Source organism: Kineosporia sp. R_H_3 (assembly GCF_002198675.1).
In the GTDB taxonomy this organism is placed as follows: domain Bacteria; phylum Actinomycetota; class Actinomycetes; order Actinomycetales; family Kineosporiaceae; genus R-H-3.
In genome coordinates, this window is record NZ_MWLL01000020.1 from 1 (window position 1) to 19,618 (window position 19,618).

Annotated in this window: 21 protein-coding genes; 4 read left to right on the forward strand and 17 right to left on the reverse strand. The window is 72.6% G+C overall.

The window, feature by feature from the left end:
* From ECOMGDLI_RS02155 to ECOMGDLI_RS02165, 3 genes are all read right to left on the reverse strand, one after another.
* Window positions 1–313, reverse strand: a 313-nt coding sequence (locus tag ECOMGDLI_RS02155; protein ID WP_143447449.1) for a hypothetical protein, incomplete at its 3' end; no start/stop codon positions are given.
* Window positions 314–528: 215 nt separating this feature from the next.
* Window positions 529–1,089, reverse strand: coding sequence for a hypothetical protein (locus ECOMGDLI_RS02160; protein ID WP_198954458.1), 561 nt, complete (start codon window positions 1,087–1,089; stop codon window positions 529–531).
* Window positions 1,086–3,155: a type IV secretory system conjugative DNA transfer family protein gene (locus ECOMGDLI_RS02165; protein ID WP_088313171.1), complete on the reverse strand. Its 2,070-nt coding sequence runs from the start codon at window positions 3,153–3,155 to the stop codon at window positions 1,086–1,088. The genes ECOMGDLI_RS02160 and ECOMGDLI_RS02165 overlap by 4 nt, the downstream gene beginning before the upstream one ends.
* A gap of 151 nt (window positions 3,156–3,306) precedes the next feature.
* Here ECOMGDLI_RS02165 and ECOMGDLI_RS02170 point away from each other — a divergent pair, with 151 nt between their 5' ends.
* From ECOMGDLI_RS02170 to ECOMGDLI_RS02180, 3 genes are all read left to right on the forward strand, one after another.
* Window positions 3,307–4,137 carry a hypothetical protein gene (locus tag ECOMGDLI_RS02170; protein ID WP_088313173.1) on the forward strand — a complete coding sequence of 277 codons (831 nt, stop codon included), beginning with the start codon at window positions 3,307–3,309 and terminating at the stop codon, window positions 4,135–4,137.
* 282 nt (window positions 4,138–4,419) lie between these two features.
* Window positions 4,420–4,899: a hypothetical protein gene (locus tag ECOMGDLI_RS02175; RefSeq protein WP_143447450.1), complete on the forward strand. Its 480-nt coding sequence runs from the start codon at window positions 4,420–4,422 to the stop codon at window positions 4,897–4,899.
* Between the two features lie 67 nt (window positions 4,900–4,966).
* Window positions 4,967–5,200, forward strand: coding sequence for a hypothetical protein (locus ECOMGDLI_RS02180; RefSeq protein WP_143447451.1), 234 nt, complete (start codon window positions 4,967–4,969; stop codon window positions 5,198–5,200).
* A 35-nt stretch (window positions 5,201–5,235) separates the two neighbouring features.
* Here the strand turns inward: ECOMGDLI_RS02180 and ECOMGDLI_RS02185 are convergent, their stop codons facing one another.
* Window positions 5,236–6,393, reverse strand: a complete 1,158-nt coding sequence (locus tag ECOMGDLI_RS02185; protein WP_088313179.1) for a M23 family metallopeptidase — start codon at window positions 6,391–6,393, stop codon at window positions 5,236–5,238.
* Window position 6,394: 1 nt separating this feature from the next.
* The gene (locus ECOMGDLI_RS02190; protein ID WP_369812699.1) at window positions 6,395–8,005 is read right to left on the reverse strand and encodes an ATP-binding protein; all 1,611 of its coding nucleotides are present in this window, start codon (window positions 8,003–8,005) and stop codon (window positions 6,395–6,397) included.
* Window positions 8,006–8,326: 321 nt separating this feature from the next.
* Between ECOMGDLI_RS02190 and ECOMGDLI_RS02195 the strand changes: the two genes are divergently transcribed.
* Window positions 8,327–8,770, forward strand: coding sequence for a hypothetical protein (locus ECOMGDLI_RS02195; RefSeq protein WP_088313181.1), 444 nt, complete (start codon window positions 8,327–8,329; stop codon window positions 8,768–8,770).
* Window positions 8,771–8,783: 13 nt separating this feature from the next.
* Here the strand turns inward: ECOMGDLI_RS02195 and ECOMGDLI_RS02200 are convergent, their stop codons facing one another.
* The 12 genes from ECOMGDLI_RS02200 to ECOMGDLI_RS02255 all read right to left on the reverse strand — a co-directional run.
* Window positions 8,784–10,292 carry an SCO6880 family protein gene (locus ECOMGDLI_RS02200; protein WP_198954460.1) on the reverse strand — a complete coding sequence of 503 codons (1,509 nt, stop codon included), beginning with the start codon at window positions 10,290–10,292 and terminating at the stop codon, window positions 8,784–8,786.
* A complete protein-coding gene (locus ECOMGDLI_RS02205; RefSeq protein ID WP_158220861.1) occupies window positions 10,289–11,941 on the reverse strand; it encodes a hypothetical protein in 1,653 nt (550 codons plus the stop codon). Before ECOMGDLI_RS02205 ends, ECOMGDLI_RS02200 begins: the two co-directional genes overlap by 4 nt.
* Window positions 11,836–12,840 carry a hypothetical protein gene (locus tag ECOMGDLI_RS34315; protein WP_088313185.1) on the reverse strand — a complete coding sequence of 335 codons (1,005 nt, stop codon included), beginning with the start codon at window positions 12,838–12,840 and terminating at the stop codon, window positions 11,836–11,838. Before ECOMGDLI_RS34315 ends, ECOMGDLI_RS02205 begins: the two co-directional genes overlap by 106 nt.
* Window positions 12,841–12,844: 4 nt before the next feature.
* Complete coding sequence (locus tag ECOMGDLI_RS02215) at window positions 12,845–13,156, reverse strand: hypothetical protein (protein WP_198954461.1); 312 nt, start codon at window positions 13,154–13,156, stop codon at window positions 12,845–12,847.
* The gene (locus ECOMGDLI_RS33620; protein WP_143447455.1) at window positions 13,153–13,662 is read right to left on the reverse strand and encodes a hypothetical protein; all 510 of its coding nucleotides are present in this window, start codon (window positions 13,660–13,662) and stop codon (window positions 13,153–13,155) included. The genes ECOMGDLI_RS02215 and ECOMGDLI_RS33620 overlap by 4 nt, the downstream gene beginning before the upstream one ends.
* 1,002 nt (window positions 13,663–14,664) lie before the next feature.
* On the reverse strand, window positions 14,665–15,321 hold the full coding sequence (locus ECOMGDLI_RS02225; RefSeq protein WP_143447456.1) for a hypothetical protein: 657 nt from the start codon (window positions 15,319–15,321) through the stop codon (window positions 14,665–14,667).
* A gap of 408 nt (window positions 15,322–15,729) precedes the next feature.
* Window positions 15,730–16,128, reverse strand: a complete 399-nt coding sequence (locus tag ECOMGDLI_RS02230; RefSeq protein WP_088313190.1) for a hypothetical protein — start codon at window positions 16,126–16,128, stop codon at window positions 15,730–15,732.
* Entirely contained in the window at window positions 16,125–16,379 is a 255-nt protein-coding gene (locus ECOMGDLI_RS02235; RefSeq protein WP_088313192.1) for a hypothetical protein, read from the reverse strand. The genes ECOMGDLI_RS02230 and ECOMGDLI_RS02235 overlap by 4 nt, the downstream gene beginning before the upstream one ends.
* A 76-nt stretch (window positions 16,380–16,455) precedes the next feature.
* Complete coding sequence (locus tag ECOMGDLI_RS02240) at window positions 16,456–17,319, reverse strand: hypothetical protein (RefSeq protein ID WP_143447458.1); 864 nt, start codon at window positions 17,317–17,319, stop codon at window positions 16,456–16,458.
* Window positions 17,320–17,604: 285 nt separating this feature from the next.
* Window positions 17,605–18,450: an IS21-like element helper ATPase IstB gene (gene istB, locus ECOMGDLI_RS02245; RefSeq protein WP_088313196.1), complete on the reverse strand. Its 846-nt coding sequence runs from the start codon at window positions 18,448–18,450 to the stop codon at window positions 17,605–17,607.
* A gap of 75 nt (window positions 18,451–18,525) precedes the next feature.
* Window positions 18,526–18,999: a hypothetical protein gene (locus ECOMGDLI_RS35195; RefSeq protein ID WP_198954462.1), complete on the reverse strand. Its 474-nt coding sequence runs from the start codon at window positions 18,997–18,999 to the stop codon at window positions 18,526–18,528.
* Between the two features lie 31 nt (window positions 19,000–19,030).
* On the reverse strand, window positions 19,031–19,618 hold a 588-nt coding region (locus tag ECOMGDLI_RS02255), incomplete at its 5' end, for an IS3 family transposase (protein ID WP_143447459.1).

Below are 19,618 nucleotides of genomic sequence, written 5' to 3' on the forward strand. Positions count from 1 at the left end.
CCCCCGGCTCCCCCGGCCCGACGTCCGGCCCCTCGCCCGGTCCAGTGTTGGTGTCGTCGGCGTACCGCTCGTGCACAGCGGCGGCGAGCAGCCGGTAGGCGTCGGCGACGTCACCCGGCTGTGGGTCGACGGGGGCGAGCATCCAGCCGACGGGCAGCGTCTCGTCCAGGGCGCAGAGGGCGTCGTGGACGGGCAGCTTGCGGTCGAGGTCCTCGAAGGTGTCATTGGGAAGGGTGACCGCGAGGTGGACCAGCACCGCGCGGGCCTGCCGCCGGCTGGGGGTCTCGGGCCAGATCCGGATCGTCGTTCTCATCGAAGGCTTCTCCTGGGTGAGTAGAGGTGGGGGCCCGGCCCGGCACGGGCGACCGCCGTTGGACGCTGTGTGCTGCTCGTGCTGGCCGACGTTGCGGTGGCAGCGTGGCCCGCCCGGACACCGCGGTGCGCGGGGCAGACGCTGATCTGTGGACAGCGGGACCAGAACGCCGCCTGTGGACGAGTCGGCGCCCGTGTCTCGCAGGGGTCGGGTGGTCAGGGGTGGGTGCCGGTGATGCGTAGCCGGGCTGGTGGGTGGGTGTCGGCGTAGAAGGCCTCGAGGCGGGCGGTGACCGCGGGGTCGTCGGTGTAGTGGTCGTAGCGGCCGGCGGCGGGCCAGTCGGTGTGGCCGTTGCGGCAGCCGGCGTCACCGAGGCGGGACAGCATTCGGTCGAGGAAGTGCGGCAGGGCGTACCGGTGCCAGTCCTCGATCAGGTCCGGGGACAGGGACTCCCCCGCCGCCGCGCGCAGGCACGCCAGGACCGGGAGCTCGCGGGCGAGGTGTGGGTGGCGGGGCCAGCACGGCGGGATCAGCGAGGTGGACCGCCAGGCGTACTCGTGGTTGACCCAGCCGGCGACCTCGTCGAGCCACTCCCACAGGTGCTCGCGCAGCTCGATCGAGCACGTCGTCGGGTCCCAGGGGCGGGGCAGGCCGTGGACGGCGGCCGGGCCACCGAGCTCGGCGATCGCGTCGTCGTCCCCGCTGCGCACGATCGCCAGGTCGTTGAGCGCCTCGGCGACCGCGACCGGCGGCCGCGGGAACGGCAGCAGGATCACCACGCCCTCCCCGGCACCCGCACCGGCCGCTCGTCGATCACGGCACTGCCGCCCAGCTCGGAGCCGTCGGTCATCCAGTCATCGGATCGGCTGCCTTGGTGGTCGTCGCGTCGGTAGCTGCTCGAGGAGGACAGGCGGTGGCGGCGGGAGTAGTCGACGGCGGCGCTGGTCCGCTCCCCCAGGTCCTGCTCGGCCGAGCGGGCGGCGGCGACCTCGGCGCGGGCGGCGGCCTGCTCGGCGAGCAGCACCTTCCCCGCGGCACCATCGACGCAGCGGCGGAGGCCGGCGATGACCGGTGGGGCGTTCTCGGCGATGACCAGGGCCTGGCGTTCGGGGAGCATCCGGATCTGCTCGGGGCGCAGGATGACGGCGTCCTCCCCGGCCCGGGAGGTCCCGACCCCGCCGGGGCCGTCGCTGACGGTCTGCCGGGAGACCCGGGTGGCGCCGACGAGGTCGGAGACCTCGCGGGCGAAGTGGACGTCCTTGCCGCCACCGAACACGACGACGTTGTTCGTCAGCCCGAACAGGCTGCGGGCCTCGTCCTCCCCGTACGCGACGACGAGCTGGCGCCAGGTCTGCGTCGCGTACAGGAACGACAACCCCAGCGCCCGTTCGTTGGCCATCCGGACCCGCAACGTCGGCAGCGGCGCCGTCGAGGGCAGCTCGTCCAGGCAGGCCAGGAATGGCGGCGTCAACCGGCCGTGCACCGACGTGGTCGCTGCCCGCAACGCGGTGTCCAGGACGTCCTCGGCGACCGCGGTCAGCAGCGGCGACGCCGACGCGTACGGGTCCTCACGGCCCAGCAGGTACGCCGTCCCCCCGGCGGCGACCAGGGCCCGCAGGTCGGTCGCCGGGCGCCCCGGGCCGGGGACGCAGCGGGCCCGGATCTCGGGCTGGAAGAACAGACCCATCGCCTGCTGCACCGTCGTCACCGTGTTCCCCACCGTGTCCGCCGACCCGGTCAGCGCCCCGGCGAGCAGCCCGTCCCAGAACCGTGCCGCGTGCGGGTGCACCCGCAGGATCTCCATCGGCTGCTCCGCGGCCGCCGGGTCCGCGACCCAGGCCAGGACGTCGTCCAAGGTGCGGCCGGTCAGGGCCGCGGCGTGCAGAAACCCCTGCAGCACCTTCGCGGTCTCCGCCGCGTAGAACCGGGCCGCGGCATCCGCGCGGCCACCACTCACCGACCCCGTCACCGTGCCGGCGGAGAAGGCCTTCGCCCGCCGCTCGGCGACCTTCGGGTCCACACACCCCGCGACCGGGTCCCAGACCAGCTCCGGCAGCCCCGGCGCGGACCCGAACGGGTCCAGCACCGCCACCGGCCCCACCCCACGCCGCCGGCCCACCGTCAGCAGCAGGTCCTCCGCCTTCGTCAACGTGACGATCGCCGCCCCCGGATGCGCGAGCAGCGCCGGCGCGAGGATGTCGAGAGTCTTGCCCGACCCCTGCGCACCGAACACCCCGGTCGTGCGGTCGTACCGCACCCACAGGTCCACACCGTGCGGTGCGCGGGAGCGGCCCAGCCGCCACCCCAGCTGTGTCGGATCCCGACGCAGCGCTCCCGATGCTGGAGGCAGTCGAGCCGACAATGGCGGGCGGGTGCCGCGCGGGGGGAACAGGTCAGGGCGCATGACGGTGCGTTCCCTGCGCAACCGACCGGCGCCGAGCACCTCGGCCGCCTGCGCCCGGGACGCCAGCCCACGACGCGGGTCGTTCGGCAACCACCACCGACGCGCGAACAGCACCATGCCCGCGGTCAGCGCCACCATCACCGCTTCGGCGACGGCGACGCCGGCGTAGACGACCCATGCTGCGGGGAGGCTGGCCGTCTGGCCCGCGGTCAGGCCCATGCCCGGATCCCCGGTGAGCAGACCGGCCACTCCCCGGCCGGCCGCGCCCTCCCCGGACGGCCAGACCCAGCCGCCGCCAGCGAGGACGGCCGCGATCCCCTGGCCAACCAGTGCTGCCGCGCCGAAGCCGGATGCGCCGACGATCAGCACCAGCAGCGGGACCTCCCAGCCGCGCGTCAGCGGCTGCGGGTCGCGTCGCCGTGCTGCGTAGTCGGACATGGCCGAGCCCCTTCCTGATCCGCTCTCCACCGATCAGGTGCCTGGCCACGTGGGAATCAGGCAGCGCCGGGCGGCGCCATCTCCGTCGCGACCGAACGGTCGCGCTCCCACGGCAGGGACCCACCGGGGGTGAAGGGGCCAAACTCGACGCATGGCCACCGACGAGTTCGCGGCAGTCCGCGCCGAGCACGACCCGCTCGTCCAGGCGCGCCTGGCCACCGAGCTCATCGGCACCTACCAACAGCGATCCGTCGAGCTGGCCCGGCTGCGCAGGGTCGCCATCGAGCGCGCGGCCAGCGAGCGAGCCATCACGATGAGCGCCGTCGCCGCCGAGATCGGCCTCACGAAGGGGCGCATCACGCAGATCCGGCAGTCCGCACCGCCGGCCGAGCGCGCGCTCTTCGGCGTCGGCCCCGTCGCCGTCGCGCTTCCACTGCAGGAGATGCCCGGACAGTCTCTGGCCGTCGTCTCCGCCGAGGACGACCGGGCCGGCGAGAAGATGACGGACCTCCTCACGTCATTCGGGTTCCAGACAAGCCAGTACCGGATCCCGATCGGCGGCGACTGGACGCCGTCCGGCGACGTCGTCGCGATCTGCGGCCCGAAGTCATCCCGCGTGACCGCCGAGGCGATCGACGCCGACCCAGTCCTGTCCTTCGAGCCGGACAGCACCGACCGCTGGATCATCGCCGAACGAGCCGGCGGCCGGATCTTCGAGTCCGGGATGGACCGGACGCCGTCCAAGCAGTCCGACGTCGCCTACGTCGGCCGGCTCCCCTACGGCGACGGCACGCTGCTCGTCGTCGCCGGCGTCCACGCCATCGGCTCCCTCGGGGCAATCCACTACCTCGCCGGCCACGCGGCCGAGATCTACTCGGCAGTCGGCGACGCCTGCTGGTCGGCCGTCGTCGAGAGCACCCACACCGCCGACGGCGCCATCACCTCGAGCGGGCTCGCCTTCCCCTCCCAGCGGCATGCATGACGGCCGAGTAGCAGGCCCCTCCGTAGCCAGGGCTCACCTGCAACGCGACCGTCGCGTCAAGCATCACCAGGCGGCCGTCGGCGGCGAAGGCAGTGGCTCTCTGTCGGCATCCACGTCGATGAATCTGCAGATCGCCGCCTCCAGGAGGCGGTCGCCCACGGGCTCACCTCAGGTAAACAGCCGATCGGACCGCGTAGGCGGCGTAGCACCCCTTGTCGCCCCGTACGGTCGCATTTGTCACGGGGATTGAACGGTGCCATGAAGCAAGCATTGGGGCGAACTATGTACAGGGGTTTCCAGAACAACCGGCGGGTCGCCGTCATCGCGGTCCTCTTCGCCCTCACTGGCTGCGGAGCTGCAGCTACACCCGCGGACGGCGGAAGCAGTTCGACGGCAAAGCAGGTGCCGGCCATCGAACCCCGGTTGGAGAACGCTCTGCTCGCATGCTCCGAGCTGCCCGAGCCTGCGTATGTCTCTGCCGCTTCCGACGGGGTCACCGTCGGGGACCGCGGCGCCTCGCTGACGCTGGATGGTCACGGGGAAGACGACCTGCCCGGCGTTGGCCTGACCACTGACCAGATCGGGTGCGTCGCGTCGGAACTCCGCGTGACCGACGCCGTAGTAGCGCAGATGGACAGCACGACAGCGATGCAGGGCCGGCAGAACGCGACGTGGGACGGATTCGAAGCCAGCTGGACCTACCATCCGGACAACGGGCTGGACCTGATCATCACAGACACGCGATACACACCTCCCAGTTGAGATGCGGCCCGCGTCGAGATGCGACATGTGGCTCCTGAAGGTGATCGATGTGCCCGAGGCTAGGACCATGACGACGACCCAACGACGACGCCAGGGCAAGCGGATCGCCATCGAACTCCCCCGCTGCACCAAGGATGAAGCCGCGGCCATCGCTGCTGCGGTCGAGCGTGCGGTGAGGCGTGAGGTGAAGAGGGCCGGGCTCGACCCGGACGACACCGCCTTCTACTCCACGCTCTTCCGGCCTGCCAATTGGGGTTCGTGGCCCGGCGGAAAGATCGCGCTGTCGGACGACGACAAGTAGCTCTCGCCCGGAGGTCACGAGGTCCAGCGACGGTCTCACAGCGGTGCGCCGTGTCTCTGCATCCACGACACCGGGTCGATGGGTGTGCTGCCTCGTCGGACCTCGAAATGTAGGTGAGGGCCGGTGCTGTGCCCGGCACCGGGAGCACCGCGGGCGCCGCCGCTGAGCCCGATGACGGCCCCGGCGGCGACAGGTCCTGGTCGTACACGGATCACTGACAGGTGCGCGTACCGGGTGCTGACGCCGTCGGGGTGCTGGATGGTGACGAGGTAGCCGTAGCCGGAGGCGCTGCCGGCGAAGACGACGGTGCCGGCGGCCGCTGCGTAGACCGGGGTGCCGACCGGCACGGCGAGGTCTTGGCCGGCGTGTAGGCGGCGCACGCCCTCCAGGGTGCGCATCCCGAACGGGCTGGACAGGGTGTACCGGCCCGCGGCCACCGGGGCGGCCCACCCGCCGGCGCCGACCGCTCCCCCAGCCTCCCCGGGCGCCGGTTCTGTCGTGCAGACCAGCCCGGCCGGGTCGGTGTCCGGCCCTTCCTGCATGGCGGGTGGGCCGGTGGAGGACGGCGCCGAGGACGACGACGCAGGAGGCACCGTCCTGTCGACGAGCGTGGCGACCATCGTGGTGGCGAGGGTCTGCCAGCGTGCGTACGCGGTCGGGAAGGCGCTGCGCTGGACCCGGTTCGCGGCCTGCCACAGCGGCATCGACGGCCAGCCGGGCAGGTCGAGGAGCCCGGGTGTGCCGGCCGCGTGGCCGCCGGTGAAGAACAGGTGCACGGCGCCGCGGGGGTTCATCCGGATGGCGAGCGGGCCCCAGGGGTCGCGTTGCTGGAAGAGGCCGCGGGAGTCCGGTCCTGCGGTGTCGCCGTAGGCGACGTTGATCAGGCTGGACTCCTGGCGGGCGGTCATGACCGCGATCACCAGGCCCCGCACGGGGACGCCGTCCGCGGTCCCTTGGGTGACGATCGCGGCGGCGTTCGCCCATTGCTGTGCCCGCACGCGGGGGTTCGTCGAGAGCCCGTCGAGCAGCCGCCCCGGGGCGCCGCCCTGGCCGGGGCCGTCGGGCAGGCACCGCTGCGGGGCTGCCGCTGCGGCGACGGTCGCGGCGATCACGGTGACGACGAGCAGCAGCGGCGCGACCAGCAGGACGACGGCCGCGCCGGCGGCCAGGGCGACCTTGGTTCCGGTGCGCACGTCAGCGTGACGCCGGGTCGGTGGGCAATGGGACGGGCGCCGCGGCGGACGTCGCGGCGGAGGTCGCGAGGGTCGGGGAGTTCGTGGTTGGGGTGATGGCGTTGTTGGTGTCGGTGAGGGCTGCTTCGGTGGCGGTGAGGATGCCGCTGACCTGGAACTGGCGGCTGCCGACCACCCACAGGGCGCGGCCTCGGCCGCCGGTGGCCCAGCCGGTGACAATCCCGGCGGCCATCGGGGTCAGGCCGAGCAGCCCGGACAGCTCGTCGCCGATGGCTTCGTCCTGGCCGAGGAGGACCTTGGTGGAGCACAGGTGGAGCAGCTCCTTGGCGATCGCGACCGCGGCCGAGCCGGCGTCGCCGACGGTGAGCATGTCCGAGGGCTTGTGGGCGACGACGATCTGGATGGCGCCGTCGCGTCGGGACAGCCGCAGGTCGGCGTCCAGCGAGGCGACGGCCTGCTCGCCCAGGCGCATCTGCTTCCAGGCCTCGTCGCGGACCACGACCCGCAGGTCGACCTGCCCGGACAGCTGGTGGCCGGACAGGTGCGGGACGTCGGTCATCGCCCGACCCCAGGAGTTCAGGGCCATCAGGGCGATTCCGACGGCCTCGTCGCCGAGCGGCTCGAGCCGGGACAGAGACAGCGACTGGATCGGTGCCCGCCAGTCGACCTTGACGGTGGTCGGTGCGTCGAACAGGCCCCCGAGGTGGCCGTGGACCAGGGCGCCGAGGGCGTCCCGGACGCCGCGGGTGTCGTCGAGGAAGTGCTGCCGGGACCGGTACCGGCACCCCGTGACGAGCTGCGGGGTCGGGTCGCACAGCGCCCGCCAGACCTGCGGGATGGTGATCTCGGTCAGGGCCGTCGCGCCGGCGGTGTATCCGGTGAGGTCGCGCAGGACCTGCCCGACGGCGGACTCGGCGGTCGGCCCGAACGGCACCTTCTGCGACCCGACCAGCCCGCGGAGCAGCTGCAGCCAGCGGGCGAACACGATCGCCGCCCGCCGCGCCGCCTCCTCACGACCCAGCTGGGTCCAGTCCCGGCCGAGCGGCCCGAAGTCGAGGGGGTTGATCCGGGCCGGCAGGCCGGGGCCGACGGCGTGGGGGGTCACCCCGAGGGCCCGGCACAGGCCTTCGTACTCGTCCTTGACGTCGCCCAGGATCAGGGTGCGGTAGCCGTACGCCATCAGCCGCAATGCGATCGTCTTCACGGCACTGGACTTCCCGCGCCCGGGTGCCCCGAAGATCATCATGTTGGGGTTGGTGACGCCGGCAGTGTTGTGCAGGGTCCAGCCGATCGGGTCGCAGTAGAACGCTCCTCCGGACAACCAGTCGATCCCGACCAGCGCACCCGTCGGCGGCAGTCCTTCGGCGGGGATCAGCGGCCACACCCCGCCGACCTGCTCGGAGGTCATCCGGAACGCGGCCAGCGGCGCGGGTACCGCCGTCCACCCTGCTGCCGTTTGGCGTGCACCGCGGCGCCCGGCGACTCGGGCATCGTTGTGAGGGTCGACGACTGCCGGCACGGTCGGCTCCCTGCTGGTCGCGTGGTGGCCGAAGTCGGCGAGTAGCGCGGACACCCCGCGTCCGGATGGCGCCCGCCTCGGAAGGTTGCCCATCCTGCGGGCGGCTTGTGGCCGAATCCGCAATGGAAGTCCTTCGAAGTCGTTGCCTCTCAATGGCTCTCCTAGACGTATGTAAGGCGTCGTGCGTCCGCAACCGGTTCTCGTCCCGCTGGGTTCGCCACCCGCTTCCGGACGCGCCTAGGCGGTTCCTCGGTGACCTTCCGTGCCGTGTGGGCTACGTTTCCTGTCGACCAGCAGGGATGTCTTGGCGCAAGGGGCGGGGCGATTTCGATGGGGTGGGCACGGTTGCCGGTAGCCGTGGCAACGGCGGCGGTACTGGCAGGTTGCTCGGCAGGCGGGGCCACCCCTCCGGCAGTGACCGTCACGGCTGCTGCCACGCCCACGATGACCACGCCGTCAGCAAGCGCGAGCCCGACGCCAACTCTCTTGACCAAGGCGCAGGCAGCAGCCCGGTACACGAAGATCGTCAAGCCGGTCAACGACGCACTGGCGCTCTGGCAGAAGGAAGCACGCAAGGCGAACCCGTCGCTAACCAAGGTGCGGGCCCTCAGCGGCAAGGTGGCCGATGCGAACGCAGCATTCGTTCGCAACCTGCAGTCGACGCCCTGGCCCGCCGACGTCCAGCCGTTGGCCGACGAGGTCGCGGCATCCTCGGCCGGAATACTGTCGTCGTACCGGCAGATGTCGAAGGCGAAGACCTGGGATGACGTTAACGCTGTCGAGTTCCCCTCAAGCGACAACAGCAGCGCCCAACTGCTCCGCGCGAAACTGGGTCTGCCAGAGGTCCCGATCAACTGATGTGGCTGCCGCCTCACAGGGCACCTCGACGGCGCGGCAGCCCGATCCCGAGGGGTATGCAGGCGGCGGCGAACCCGGAGTCCTGAGCGAGATCCAGACGCAGCGGGGTGAACCCAGCGGCGCGGATCGTCGCTTCCAGGCCGCGGCCGGCTTCGGCGATCGACCAGGTCGAGGGGACGGTGGTGGCGGCGGCGATCGCGGTGCGCACGAGGGCCTTGCCGGAGGCGAGGCGGGCGTCGTGGTCGCCGACCCGGGCGGCGTCCCGGCGGTGTGCGGCGCGGGTCGCGAAGCCCAGCCGGGTGCGCATCTCGGCGGCAGTGCCGGCGGAGATTGCCTCGCGGCCGACGATCCGGTCAGCCCGGCCGGCGGGGATGGGCTCGAGGAACACGGTCATGGAGCGCCGCTCCCCCGCCTGCCCCGGCGCGAGGACGGGAGCGAGGGCACCCATCACGGCGCCCTTGTCCGGCAGGAGCACGGTGCAGGTCACGCTGGACCAGGCGTCGTGAACGTAGTGCCGTGCCGCGGGGGGCGGGGCGGACGACGGGCCGGCGGCGGTCATCGGTAGGCGTGGGCCGGCGCCGAGGGCGGCGTTGACGAGGGCGGCGCGTTCGCCGGGCGCGAAGCCGGTGCGGATCGCGGCTGCCAGGGACGGGGAGTCCAGCCAGGAAACGCCGGTGGCGCCGATCTGGCCGACGAGGCGGGCCTCGACCTCGGCCATCACCGAGTGCAGGACCCGGGCCCGGCCGTCGATGCCACCGCCGGCCTGCCGGGAGGCCCGGGCGATCCGCTGCTCGGGAACGACGACGGTCACGAACGTCTCGTGCCGCACGGCCGCGGCGACTACGGCCGCGGAGAGCTGGTCGCTGACCTGCCGGGACAGCGCGGGGGCGTCGGCGCGCAGGTGGTTGCGTTGCCAGACGGCGCGTTCGGCGCCGTCGTCGGGCAGGGTGCGGACCTGCAGCGCGAGAACACTGACGAGCTCGGCGATGGCGGCGCCCTCGAGGAGCTCGGCGAGGCCGGCGGCCATCCGGGCCCGGTGACCGGTCTCGGTCAGGCCGATCCCGGGGTGCCAGACCCTCGCGACCACCGCCCAGGTCCCGGCGGCGGCGTCGTGGACCAGGGCGTGACGGGTCTGCAACGCCCCGAACGGTGGCCCGTCGTGGGTGGTGATCCCGGACAGCACCCCGGGCAGGTCCGCCCGCCCGTGGTCGCCCGGGTGGCCGGTCGCGGCCCGGGACTGCCACCTGGTCCACCCCATCGCTGCACCCACTCCTCTCAACGTCACGTCACGAAGCCAGGTCAGTCCCGGGCGTCCCCGGACCGGGACCGCGACCCCGGCGACGGTGAACAGCCACACCGCCAGCCACCCGGCGGCGGGCGTCCACTGGTGCGCGCCGACCGCCCCGAGCAGCGGCAGCCCGGCCACGACCACCGCCGTCCATCCGGCACCGGTCAGGCCGAGCAGCCAGGTCTGCCGGTCCGGACCCCACCCGCCGTACCGGATCGGCTCCCCACCGCTCACGGGACCACCACCGGCACCGACCCCGCAGCACCAGCACCCGCGCCGGCCCCCGCAGCGCCTCCAGCGCCGCCACCTGCAGCGCCGCCACCTGCAGCCCCACCACCTGGAGGAGCCGATCCGGACGGCGCTCCTCCTGCCCCTGACGGGCCGGACGGGCCAGGCCCGCCGGCCCCGGGAGACCCGGGCTGCGTCCCGGACGCGGGACCAGACGGCGTCGCCGGGTCGACGGTGCCGTCTGCTTCACCGCCTCCACCACCGCTACCGCTGGAGCTGCGGAGGGCTCGTTCGTCGGCGGGGGTCATCGAGTAGCCGGGGTGCCCGACGCCGGCGGAGCCGAGGATGTCGGTGCTCAGGTCGACGGCCCGGTTCGCGATCGAGGTGGTCAGCTGCATGCCGCGGCCGAACATGCCCAGGGCGCTGCTGACCCGGGACTCGGTCGCGGACGACGCCGCTGCCTCGCCCTGAGCCCGGCCGGCACCGTCGCTCGCCGCGGCCGCACCGCCCGACCCACCGCCGCTGCTGGCTTCGGCGCGGCCGGGGTTGCTGAAGTCGGCCCAGGCCTGCCGCATGGCGGCCCCGGAAACGGTGCTGGGTTCGACGAACGACATCAGCCGGAACAGGGTTAGCGGGGCGATCGCGGCGACCGCGACCAGCGCTGCGCCGACGACGCCGGTGCCGACTGCGGCCGCCGTGGACGTGGTCGCTTCGGTGGTGCCGGCGGCGGTGGTCGTGGCGGCGCCGGCGCCGGCGATGACGCCGTTGGAGACCCGGACCCCGATCCCCAGGACCAGTGCGGAGCCGGGGGCGATGAACGCCGCGGACAGGAACCAGCGCAGCGACTTCCAGAACCAGGCCCGGCTGACATCGCTGAGCAGCCCCGCAGCGGCGATCGGCGCGACGGCGGTCAGGACGATCAGGGCTGCCTCCCGGACCAGGGCGACCAGGACGTCGGTGAAGGCGGCCGGGATGAGCAGCAGCAGGGAGGTGATGGCCAGCACGAACGCGCTGGCGACGTCGACGCCTTCGCGGGGCCAGCTGCGGTAGCCCTCCCACGAGGCCAGGACGTCGACGTCCAGGGTGGCCGACAGGATCCCGTGGGTCAGCCCGGACGCAGCGGCGACGATCCCGGCGCCGACGACGACGAACGACGCCCACACGATCGCGAACTGGGCCAGGCCGAGGAACACCCGCCCGATGCTCTGCCCGTCCCGGCGGACCAGCGCGAGCCCGAGCTGGACGAAGAACATCACCACGGCGACGAACCCGCCCAGCCACAACGTGATCGGCAGGACGTACCCCATCGGCCCGTTCGCGGACAGGTCCGGGGTGGTGAACGCGTCGACAAGCCGGAACGCGAGCTCGAGCAGCCACAACCCGGCCTGCCAGACACCCGACAGGATCGTGATCAGCGTGTCCGCGACACCGTTGACCGCCGTGCCCAGAGCCCACCCGAACGGGTCGGTCACCGGGTTCGACGTCGGGCTGAACGACGGACCGAACGCCGGACCGAACGCCCGTGCGACGGTGCTCATCAGTGCGCGGCTCATGGCTGCCAGGCCAGGTCGGTGAAGCCGGCGTCGATGGCTGCGTCGCTGTCGGGCCACACATTCGGTGCCTGGACCGGTTCCGGGCCGCCGCCGATCATCCACCGGTCGCCGTCCCAGGCCATCCGCTGGCAGTCCGAGACCCCGACCCGGGCAGTCCGGGTGATGGTGATCGCCAGCTCGTAGCCGACACAGGGCACTACGAAGTCGTCCCCGACGTGACCCTTGAATAGGCCCATCACCGGCGTCAGGACGACCGGGACCGCCGACATCCCAGCCGCCGCCCCTGACGCTGCGCCGTCCGATGTGCCGGCGGATGCGCCGGTGAGGCCCTGGACACGGCGGTCCGGGCTGAGCAGGGAGGCCATCGCGTGGACGCCCGACCAGGACGTCGTGGTCGGGCCGCCGGGCAGTGCCCAGGCGGCGATGACCTCGCGGGCGCCGGCCATCGTCCCGGACTGCAGCGCGGCCCGGTCGATCGCGATCAGCTGCGCCAGCGCGCCCGCCCGGGTGTGCGGGCAGCCGGTCTGGACGCCGGCCGGGCCGGTGTCGGGGCATTCAGGGACGACGATCACCGGGCCGGGGTCACGGGTACTCACCGGCCCCGGGGTGGCCGAGGACAGCGGCAGCGACGGCATCGGCCGCGAAGCGACCACGTCCTCCTCCTGCCGCTGCTGCGGCACCCGGCGGCCGGCGGTCGAGGCCGGCGTCGTCACGGACGGGGGCGAAGCGGCCGGGTCGACGGGACCGGTCGGGCCGGCCGGGGTCGACGGCACGGCGGGCGGCGACGACCCGACAGCACTGCGGGGCGGGGCGAGGGTGAGCCCGACCCCGACCAGGATCAGTAGCACGCCGACGACCGCGACCCCGAGCAGCGCCCCGCCCCCACCGCCCGTGCTGCCCGTGCTGCCCGTGCTGCCCGTGGAGCCTCGCGGCAGGTCCGTTCCGTGGGCGGGGCCCGCCGCCACCGCGGCGCCGTCCTGCTGGCTCGTCCGGTTGGTCATCGGGTCAGCAGCCCGTGATGCCGGTGATGACGGTGTACCCCGCGACGTACAGAACGGCGCCGAGCAGGCAGATCATCAGGCCGTCGAAGCCGAGGCGGGCGCCCTTGGGGTGGTGGGTGACCCGACCCCAGATGATCATGCCGACGGATGCGAAGAAGCTCACCGCCAGGATGGCCAGCACTCCCCACTTGACCCAGCCGAGGATGTCGTCGGCGTAGGACTGCACCTGCGCCGAGGGCGCCGTCGGGCACGCCCCTGCCGCCCGGACGGCCACGTGGGTGGCCATCTGGGTCGCTATGAGGTGAGGGCTGGTCACTGCTGCTCCTGGGAGTCGAAGAACGGGAAGAGCGGTTCCTGCGCTGCCGGTGACTGGGGGACCGGCGGGCGCCGGACCGGCAGTGGCTGGACGGGCGATGGCTGGACGGGCAGCGGCTGCTCGAGGACGCGGGCCTGCCGTGCGGCGGCGAGCTGCCACAGGCGGGTGCCGGCCGCGGTGACCTTGCGGGGCAGCGGGCTGGAGCCGAGTCCGGTGACGGCCAGGCGGCGGTCCAGCGGGACCGCGACGACCAGGCCGGCGCGGTGGGCTTGCAGGAGCAGCGGCCCGGCGCAGGCCCGGACCTGGCGCGGCCACCGGGCCGGCCCGACAGCAGCCACCACGACTGGTCGAGGGCCGAGCGTGGTCACGCCGAGGGCGGTCAGCCTGGTCAGGGTGACCTCGAGGCGCTGCAGGCTCGGCAGCGTCGCCCGGAACACCACGACCACCGGCCCCGCCGGTACCCGTGCGAGCTCGTCCAGGCGGCAGCCGAGATCGAGGACGGTCACCCCGGCCGCCCCGAAGAGCGCTGCATCGGTATCCGGTGGGTGCGCCGGTAGGTCGTCGACCGGGCGAGACACGGTGAGGCGGCCACGCCGGCCGTGGCGCCACCGGCCGCCGCCGCCGACACCGAGCTCGGCATCGGTGATCCCGGCCAGGCCGGACCGAGCAGCCGGCGAGCAGTCCAGCAGGTGCACCGCCCCCGCCGGCCCGGCCGCACCAGCCGTACTGGCAGCCGGGAGCCGGACAGCGGCCTCGGCGATGGCGACCGCCACAGTGGAGGACCCGGCACCCGGATGGGCACCAACGACCAGCAACGGGCTCGGCACCTCGTCGAGCCACTCCGGAAGCGGCCCCGGATGCGGCCCGCCTGCCACCGTGACAGCAGCCCGCTCCCCCACCCGCTGCGGTGCCGGCAGTGGCGCGGACATCCCGGCGGGCACCATGGCGGGCGACCGTTCGTCCTCGAGGACTGGCGCCAGGGGTACGGCCCGGGCGCGAAGGGCTGCCTGGAGCTGGGCGATCGACAGCAGGGACCCGGTCGACGGGTCGACGTCGGCGCCCGCCAGTGACACCGCGCGGGCGCCGGGACCCGCCGTCGAGGTCCTCACCGCGAGCACCCTTGCCGCGGTGCTGTGGCGGCATGCATCGACCGTCCGCAGATACTCCGCTCGGCGGTCGCGTGGTCGCCCGCCTGCCGCCTCGAGGCGGGCGACCACGTCGCCCCGTAGCCAGGCGCTGCACCGGCGTGCGCCTGGGTCCGGGGCTGCGCCGGGACGGCGGCGGCCAGCTCCGCCCGGCCCCGGCAGCCCACTCGCCCACCAGGACCCGCCGACGGTCCTGCCGACGGTCGTGCCTGACGCCGGGTGCACTCGACCATGGGCTTCTCCGGGGACTTGTGGGGTGCCTTCACCGCCCACAGGGCACCCGCCGGCCGGGATTTCGGCATCCGCGTGCAATCCGACCTGGCCCCCTTGTCGCGTGACCAGCGGTTGGCCGGCCCGGTCACGTCAGGCCGCCGCGTACTCAGCGGCGGCGGCCTTCAACGCGGACAGTGTCCGGGCCTGGCGGCGGCGGGCCGTGCGCTCGTGGACCCCCCAGGCCTTCGCCACCCGGACGCCGGCGGCCTGGCCGTACCCGTGGAGCTGCTCGAGCTGCCAGGCGAGGCGGACGTCGTCCGGGTCCACGAGCCGGCGGCGGGTCGCCCAAATGAGGAAGTCGGCGAGCTCCTCCAGCGGCCCGGGCTCCTCCGGGCCGGGCACCACGTCCAGGGTCGACTCCCACCAGTACAGGTCGCCGTCGACGAGCACCTCACGCGCCGCGGTACCGCGGCGGACCCCGAGCTCGCGCAGCACCGCGCGGCGGGTGTCGAGCAGCAGGCTCAACGCGTACGCGCGGCGCCTGCGCTGCCACGGGAACTGCCGGATCTCCACCGCCAGCTGCCCCACCACCACGGTGACCAGGTCGCCTGCGCTATCCAGGTCACGGAGGCGGCTCACCATGGTGTTGACCCCGGGGGCGAGCAGGTGGAGCAGGACCAGGACGGCGTCGGCGTCGTCCCCGCCGGCGGCGGCGGCGCGGCGGACCAGAGCGCCGAGCACGTCGTCGCAGCGGTCCGGGTCGCTGCCCACGCTGGTCAGCCGGGCCAGGTCTTCGACCCCGCCCACGCCGGCCAGCGCTGGCTCGGCTTCTGCCCAGCGCGGGAGGGTCCCGGCTCGGTCCAGGCGGTCCACCAGAGCAGTCCAGCTACCAGCCACGTTGTCGTCACGGAACATCTCGGCACTCCTCGTCGGGGACGTCAGAACGTCACCGACGCTGCCGAGGAGGAGTACCCCGACCCGTCACACGAGCACGCTCACCGGGCCGTCACCGGGCCGTCACCGAGCCGTCAGCGCACCGCATGCCCAGCCGGCAAGGCTGCGGCCCGCGATCGCCGCCGCATGCCGCTGACCTGCGTCATCACCACCCAGTGACATCTCTCAGGCGTCACCGATGCGACGCGGACAGGGCCCAGCGAGTCTGGTGCTCGACAGGGCAGCCGTGTAGCCACGTGCGTGACCGTTCCCGGGGAGCGGTCAGGGGATGGTCTCGGTGCGCACCTTGCTGCTCAGCAGCAGGACCGCGTCCGGGTAGCGGGTCACCACCGGCCAGTCCCGCTGCAATGCGACCGCGACCGACTGCGCCGTCGCGGGCTCGCTCTGCGGCTGGCCGGCGTCCGATGCCAGCAGCCCCGTCTTCCGGGCCGCGGCCGCGTCCAGGTCGATGACCACCACCGGGGAGGCCTGCGCGAGCAGTTCGAGCCACGGACGCTCGGACGGCGTCGACCACCGCCAGGCCTCCTCGAGCGCCGTCGCCGGCACCGCCAGAGTGATCCCCATCTCCGTCGCGACCGCCAGCAGCGCCGCGGCGTACTCGCTCTCACCGGAGGCGATCGCCCGAACTGCGGTGGAGTCCAGGACCCGCCCGCCGATCACGACGCGGCAGCCTGCGCGCTCTCCGGGGCGAGCCGCTCACGCCAGTACGCCATCGCGTCCTCGTCGATCGGACGCCCCTCACGCAGCCGGTCGATCGCGACCCGGGTCTCCCTCGGCGTCAACCGGGTCCCCACCGCATCGGCGATCACCGCGCTTGCCGTCGGGTAGGCGCCAGACTCGACCGCCGCGGTGATCCGGTCCGCGACGGCCTGCGGAACCGTGATCGACATCTTGACGTGCTTCTCTGTCACGTAGTAATCCTACTCCGATCCTACCGATTCGCTACATCGGAGCGGCGTCGAGGCGTGGCCGAGTTCCAACCCCGTCTCAGGAAGTGGCGGCGGTCGACGTCACCGTGGGGGTCGGGGCCACTACCGGACTTGCGGCACACCTGGGCAGGCCCATGCCGCCGCGGTGCTGCGGTGCGATGTACACCTCGGTGATGAAGCCCGAGATGCCGCCAGGCATCGACGCCCAGTACCAGAGGTCCGAGGTCGCCTTGCCCGGGTTGTTCTGGATCCCTTCCGAGCCAAGATCAGCATTGGTGAACTCGGCGCCCTTGGCCCAGCAGCGGGCAACCAACGTGTCGCCGCTGTACAGGACGTTGGACCCCGGGACCACGCACCCTCGCTTGCGACATCCAGTGACCGGCTCCGACTGGAGGAACGCCGGAGACGAGTCCTCGACCAGTTGACTGCCGATGGCGCTCTTGTTCTGGACTTCGATGACTGCCTTGGTGATGGGCTGCCGTGGTTCGTCGCGAAGGGTCCACCCGACTGTTGCAGCAGTGGCCAGCACCGCCATGCCGGCGACGGCAAGGGGGACAGCGAGGCGACGGCCCCGACTCGGCAACTCGACCTCGGTTGTCGGGAGCGGCTCTGGCCGTGGCTGTGGAACGCGACCAGCCTCGACCTCGTGCTTCACCTCCTGCCAGCGATCGCCCCACTGCTTGAGGTCGCCTCCACACACGACGACGAACGACTCCACTGTCCGCCACGTCGGAAACCTCTCACCGCGCATTGCGTCCATGAACGACGAGGCTCCGACCCGGGAGACGTCCGCGTGAGCCGCGGACTTCAGCTCCATCTGCTTGCTCTTCGGTGCTCCAGCCTCTTGGTGCAGCTTCCTGAGCTCTCGGGCGAACTCCACGACGGGACCTTCGCCCTCGAGCTCCTTCTGCGGCCTGGCCATGCCCCCCACTGCTCCTGTCGACTAGCAGCTTGCTCGACGCAGACGTAGGCCCGACAAGGGGGCTCACGGTCCGTGTGCACCCCAAGGGATGATCACAAACGCATAGTGACAGAACGGTCACTGCGGTCAAAGCGATTGTGAGTTGTCCAGCGCTGCCCTCGGTTAACCGACGCCGGTGTTGGGAAACCGAGGAAGAGGCAAGCCTCCTGGTCAGGCGGCCAAGCGATGGCCACCAACCACCCAGGGATGAGTTTGTCAACGTGAACTGGCCCCACCGTGACGGCTTCATTTGGCCCCGGGTTCGGGTCGGTGGGCGCGCGTGTGGGCCAGGCGGTAGGACGTGGTGCCGGTCTCGATGATCTGGCCGTTGAAGGTGAGTCGGTCGACGATGGCAGCGCAGAGTCGGGGGTCGGTGAAGGTCTTGGTCCAGCCGGAGAACGGTTCGTTGGTGGCGATGGCGATGGCGCTGCGTTCTTCGCGTTCGGTCAGGACCTGGAAGAGTAGTTCGGCGCCGCGTCGGTCGAGTTGGAGGTAGCCGAGCTCGTCCAGGCAGAGCAGGTCGACGCGGCCGTAGCGGGCGATGACGCGTGTGAGTTCGCGGTCGTTCTCGGCTTCGGCGAGTTCGTTGACCAGTCGGCTGGCGAGGACGTAGCGGACTCGGTGGCCGGCTTCGGCGGCGGCGGTCCCCAGGCCGATGAGCAGGTGGCTCTTGCCGGTTCCGGAGTCGCCGAGCAGGCAGACCGGGGTGCCGTTGCGGACCCAGTCCCCGGTGGCCAGAGCGGCCAGGGTGGCGGGGTGGATGTGGGGGTTGGCGTCGGTGTCGAAGTCTTCCAGGCGCTTGGGGCGGGGGAAGCCGGCTTCGTGGACGCGGCGGGCTCGGCGCCGTTCGTCGCGGGCGTCGCACTCGGCGAGCAGGAGTTCGGCGAGCAGGGCGGCGTAGGTGTGCCGGCCGCGTTCGGCGGCGGTGATGGCGTCGCTGGCCCGGTCGCGGATGGTCGGCAGGTGCAGGGTCCGGCAGGCCGCCTCGATCCCTGCCGTGGCAGCCTGCTCGCTCAGCCCGGCTCTGCGGGCTGGGCGTTCGGGGGCGGAGGTCGCAGCGGGTGCCGCGTTGGCCTTCGGGGTGACCGGCATCGGGGCCTGCTCTCTGGTCAGTGAACGGGTTGGTCAGGACGACGACGAGGGTGAGGACGTGCTGCAGGCACCGGCTCAGCCCACGACTGGGTCCGGGTCGGGCGTGCCTTCAGTCAGCCCACCGTTCAGTCCACCGGTCAGCCCGTCGCTCAGGAGCTGGTCGTAGTGGGCGACTGATGGCAACGGTCGTTCCCCGGGCAGGCCGGCAAGCCTTCGCCGAACAACGGCGTCGATGTCCTCGGCCGCGTCTTCGGCAGTGGCCGTGGTGGGGTCGGGCGCGGTGGTGGGCAGAGCGAGCACGACCGCGTCGGCGCGGTGCCGGGTTGATCGCCCGATGGGTCGTGCGGTGGTGGCGCGGCGTGCTTCGACAGTGACCAGTTCGGGGCTGGTGGACCCGGCGGCCAGGGCGGCGCGGATCCCGGCGGTGATTGCGGTGGCAGGCAGGTGGCGGTGCAGGAGCAGGACCTCGATCAGGGCACGGGTGGCTTCGGCGTCACCGTGGGCTGCGCGGGCCCGGGTCCAGAACGCCTCGTGGGCGACGGTGAACACACCGGCCGCGCGGGCCTGAACCGTCCCCGGTTCAGTGACGGGTGAGTTCTCCCGGTCGCGGGTGCGGCTGGGGGTTCATTGACGGGTCGTTCTCGCGGAGGTTCTGACGGTAGTACGCCTGCTCGTACTCGATCGGGGGAACGTAGCTGAGTGCCCCGTGGAGACGGTGCTGGTTGAACCAGTGCACCCACGACAGGGTGGCGAGCTCGAGGTCGTCGACGCCTCGCCAGGGCCCGTCCCGGCGGACGCATTCGAGCTTGTAGAGCCCGATCAAGGACTCGGCCTGGGCGTTGTCGTAGGAGTCGCCCACGGTCCCGATGGAGGCGACCGCGCCGGCGTCATGAAGCCGGTCGCTGTAGCGGATGGACGTGTACTGGGACCCGGCATCGGAGTGATGCACCAGCCCCGCCAGACGCCCGTGCGGATCGGTGAGGCCCTCTCGTTGGCGGGTCCACAGCGCCGTCTCCAACGCGTCCAGCGGCAGGCTGGTCGGCATCGAGGTGGCAGTCCGCCAGCCCACGATCCGCCTCGAGTAGGCGTCGGAGACGAACGCGGTGAACGCCATCCCCGCCCACGTGGGCACGTAGGTGAAGTCGACCAGCCACAACCGGTTCGGGGC

Coding starts and splice junctions, on each gene's coding strand:
- ECOMGDLI_RS34315 (WP_088313185.1), bottom strand. CDS start 12,840: ATGACCAACCGGACGAGCCAGCAGGACGGCGCCGCGGTGGCGGCGGGC.
- ECOMGDLI_RS02175 (WP_143447450.1), top strand. CDS start 4,420: ATGTACAGGGGTTTCCAGAACAACCGGCGGGTCGCCGTCATCGCGGTC.
- ECOMGDLI_RS02170 (WP_088313173.1), top strand. CDS start 3,307: ATGGCCACCGACGAGTTCGCGGCAGTCCGCGCCGAGCACGACCCGCTC.
- ECOMGDLI_RS02240 (WP_143447458.1), bottom strand. CDS start 17,319: ATGGCCAGGCCGCAGAAGGAGCTCGAGGGCGAAGGTCCCGTCGTGGAG.
- ECOMGDLI_RS02180 (WP_143447451.1), top strand. CDS start 4,967: ATGACGACGACCCAACGACGACGCCAGGGCAAGCGGATCGCCATCGAA.
- istB (WP_088313196.1), bottom strand. CDS start 18,450: ATGCCGGTCACCCCGAAGGCCAACGCGGCACCCGCTGCGACCTCCGCC.
- ECOMGDLI_RS02165 (WP_088313171.1), bottom strand. CDS start 3,155: ATGTCCGACTACGCAGCACGGCGACGCGACCCGCAGCCGCTGACGCGC.
- ECOMGDLI_RS02190 (WP_369812699.1), bottom strand. CDS start 8,005: ATGGGCAACCTTCCGAGGCGGGCGCCATCCGGACGCGGGGTGTCCGCG.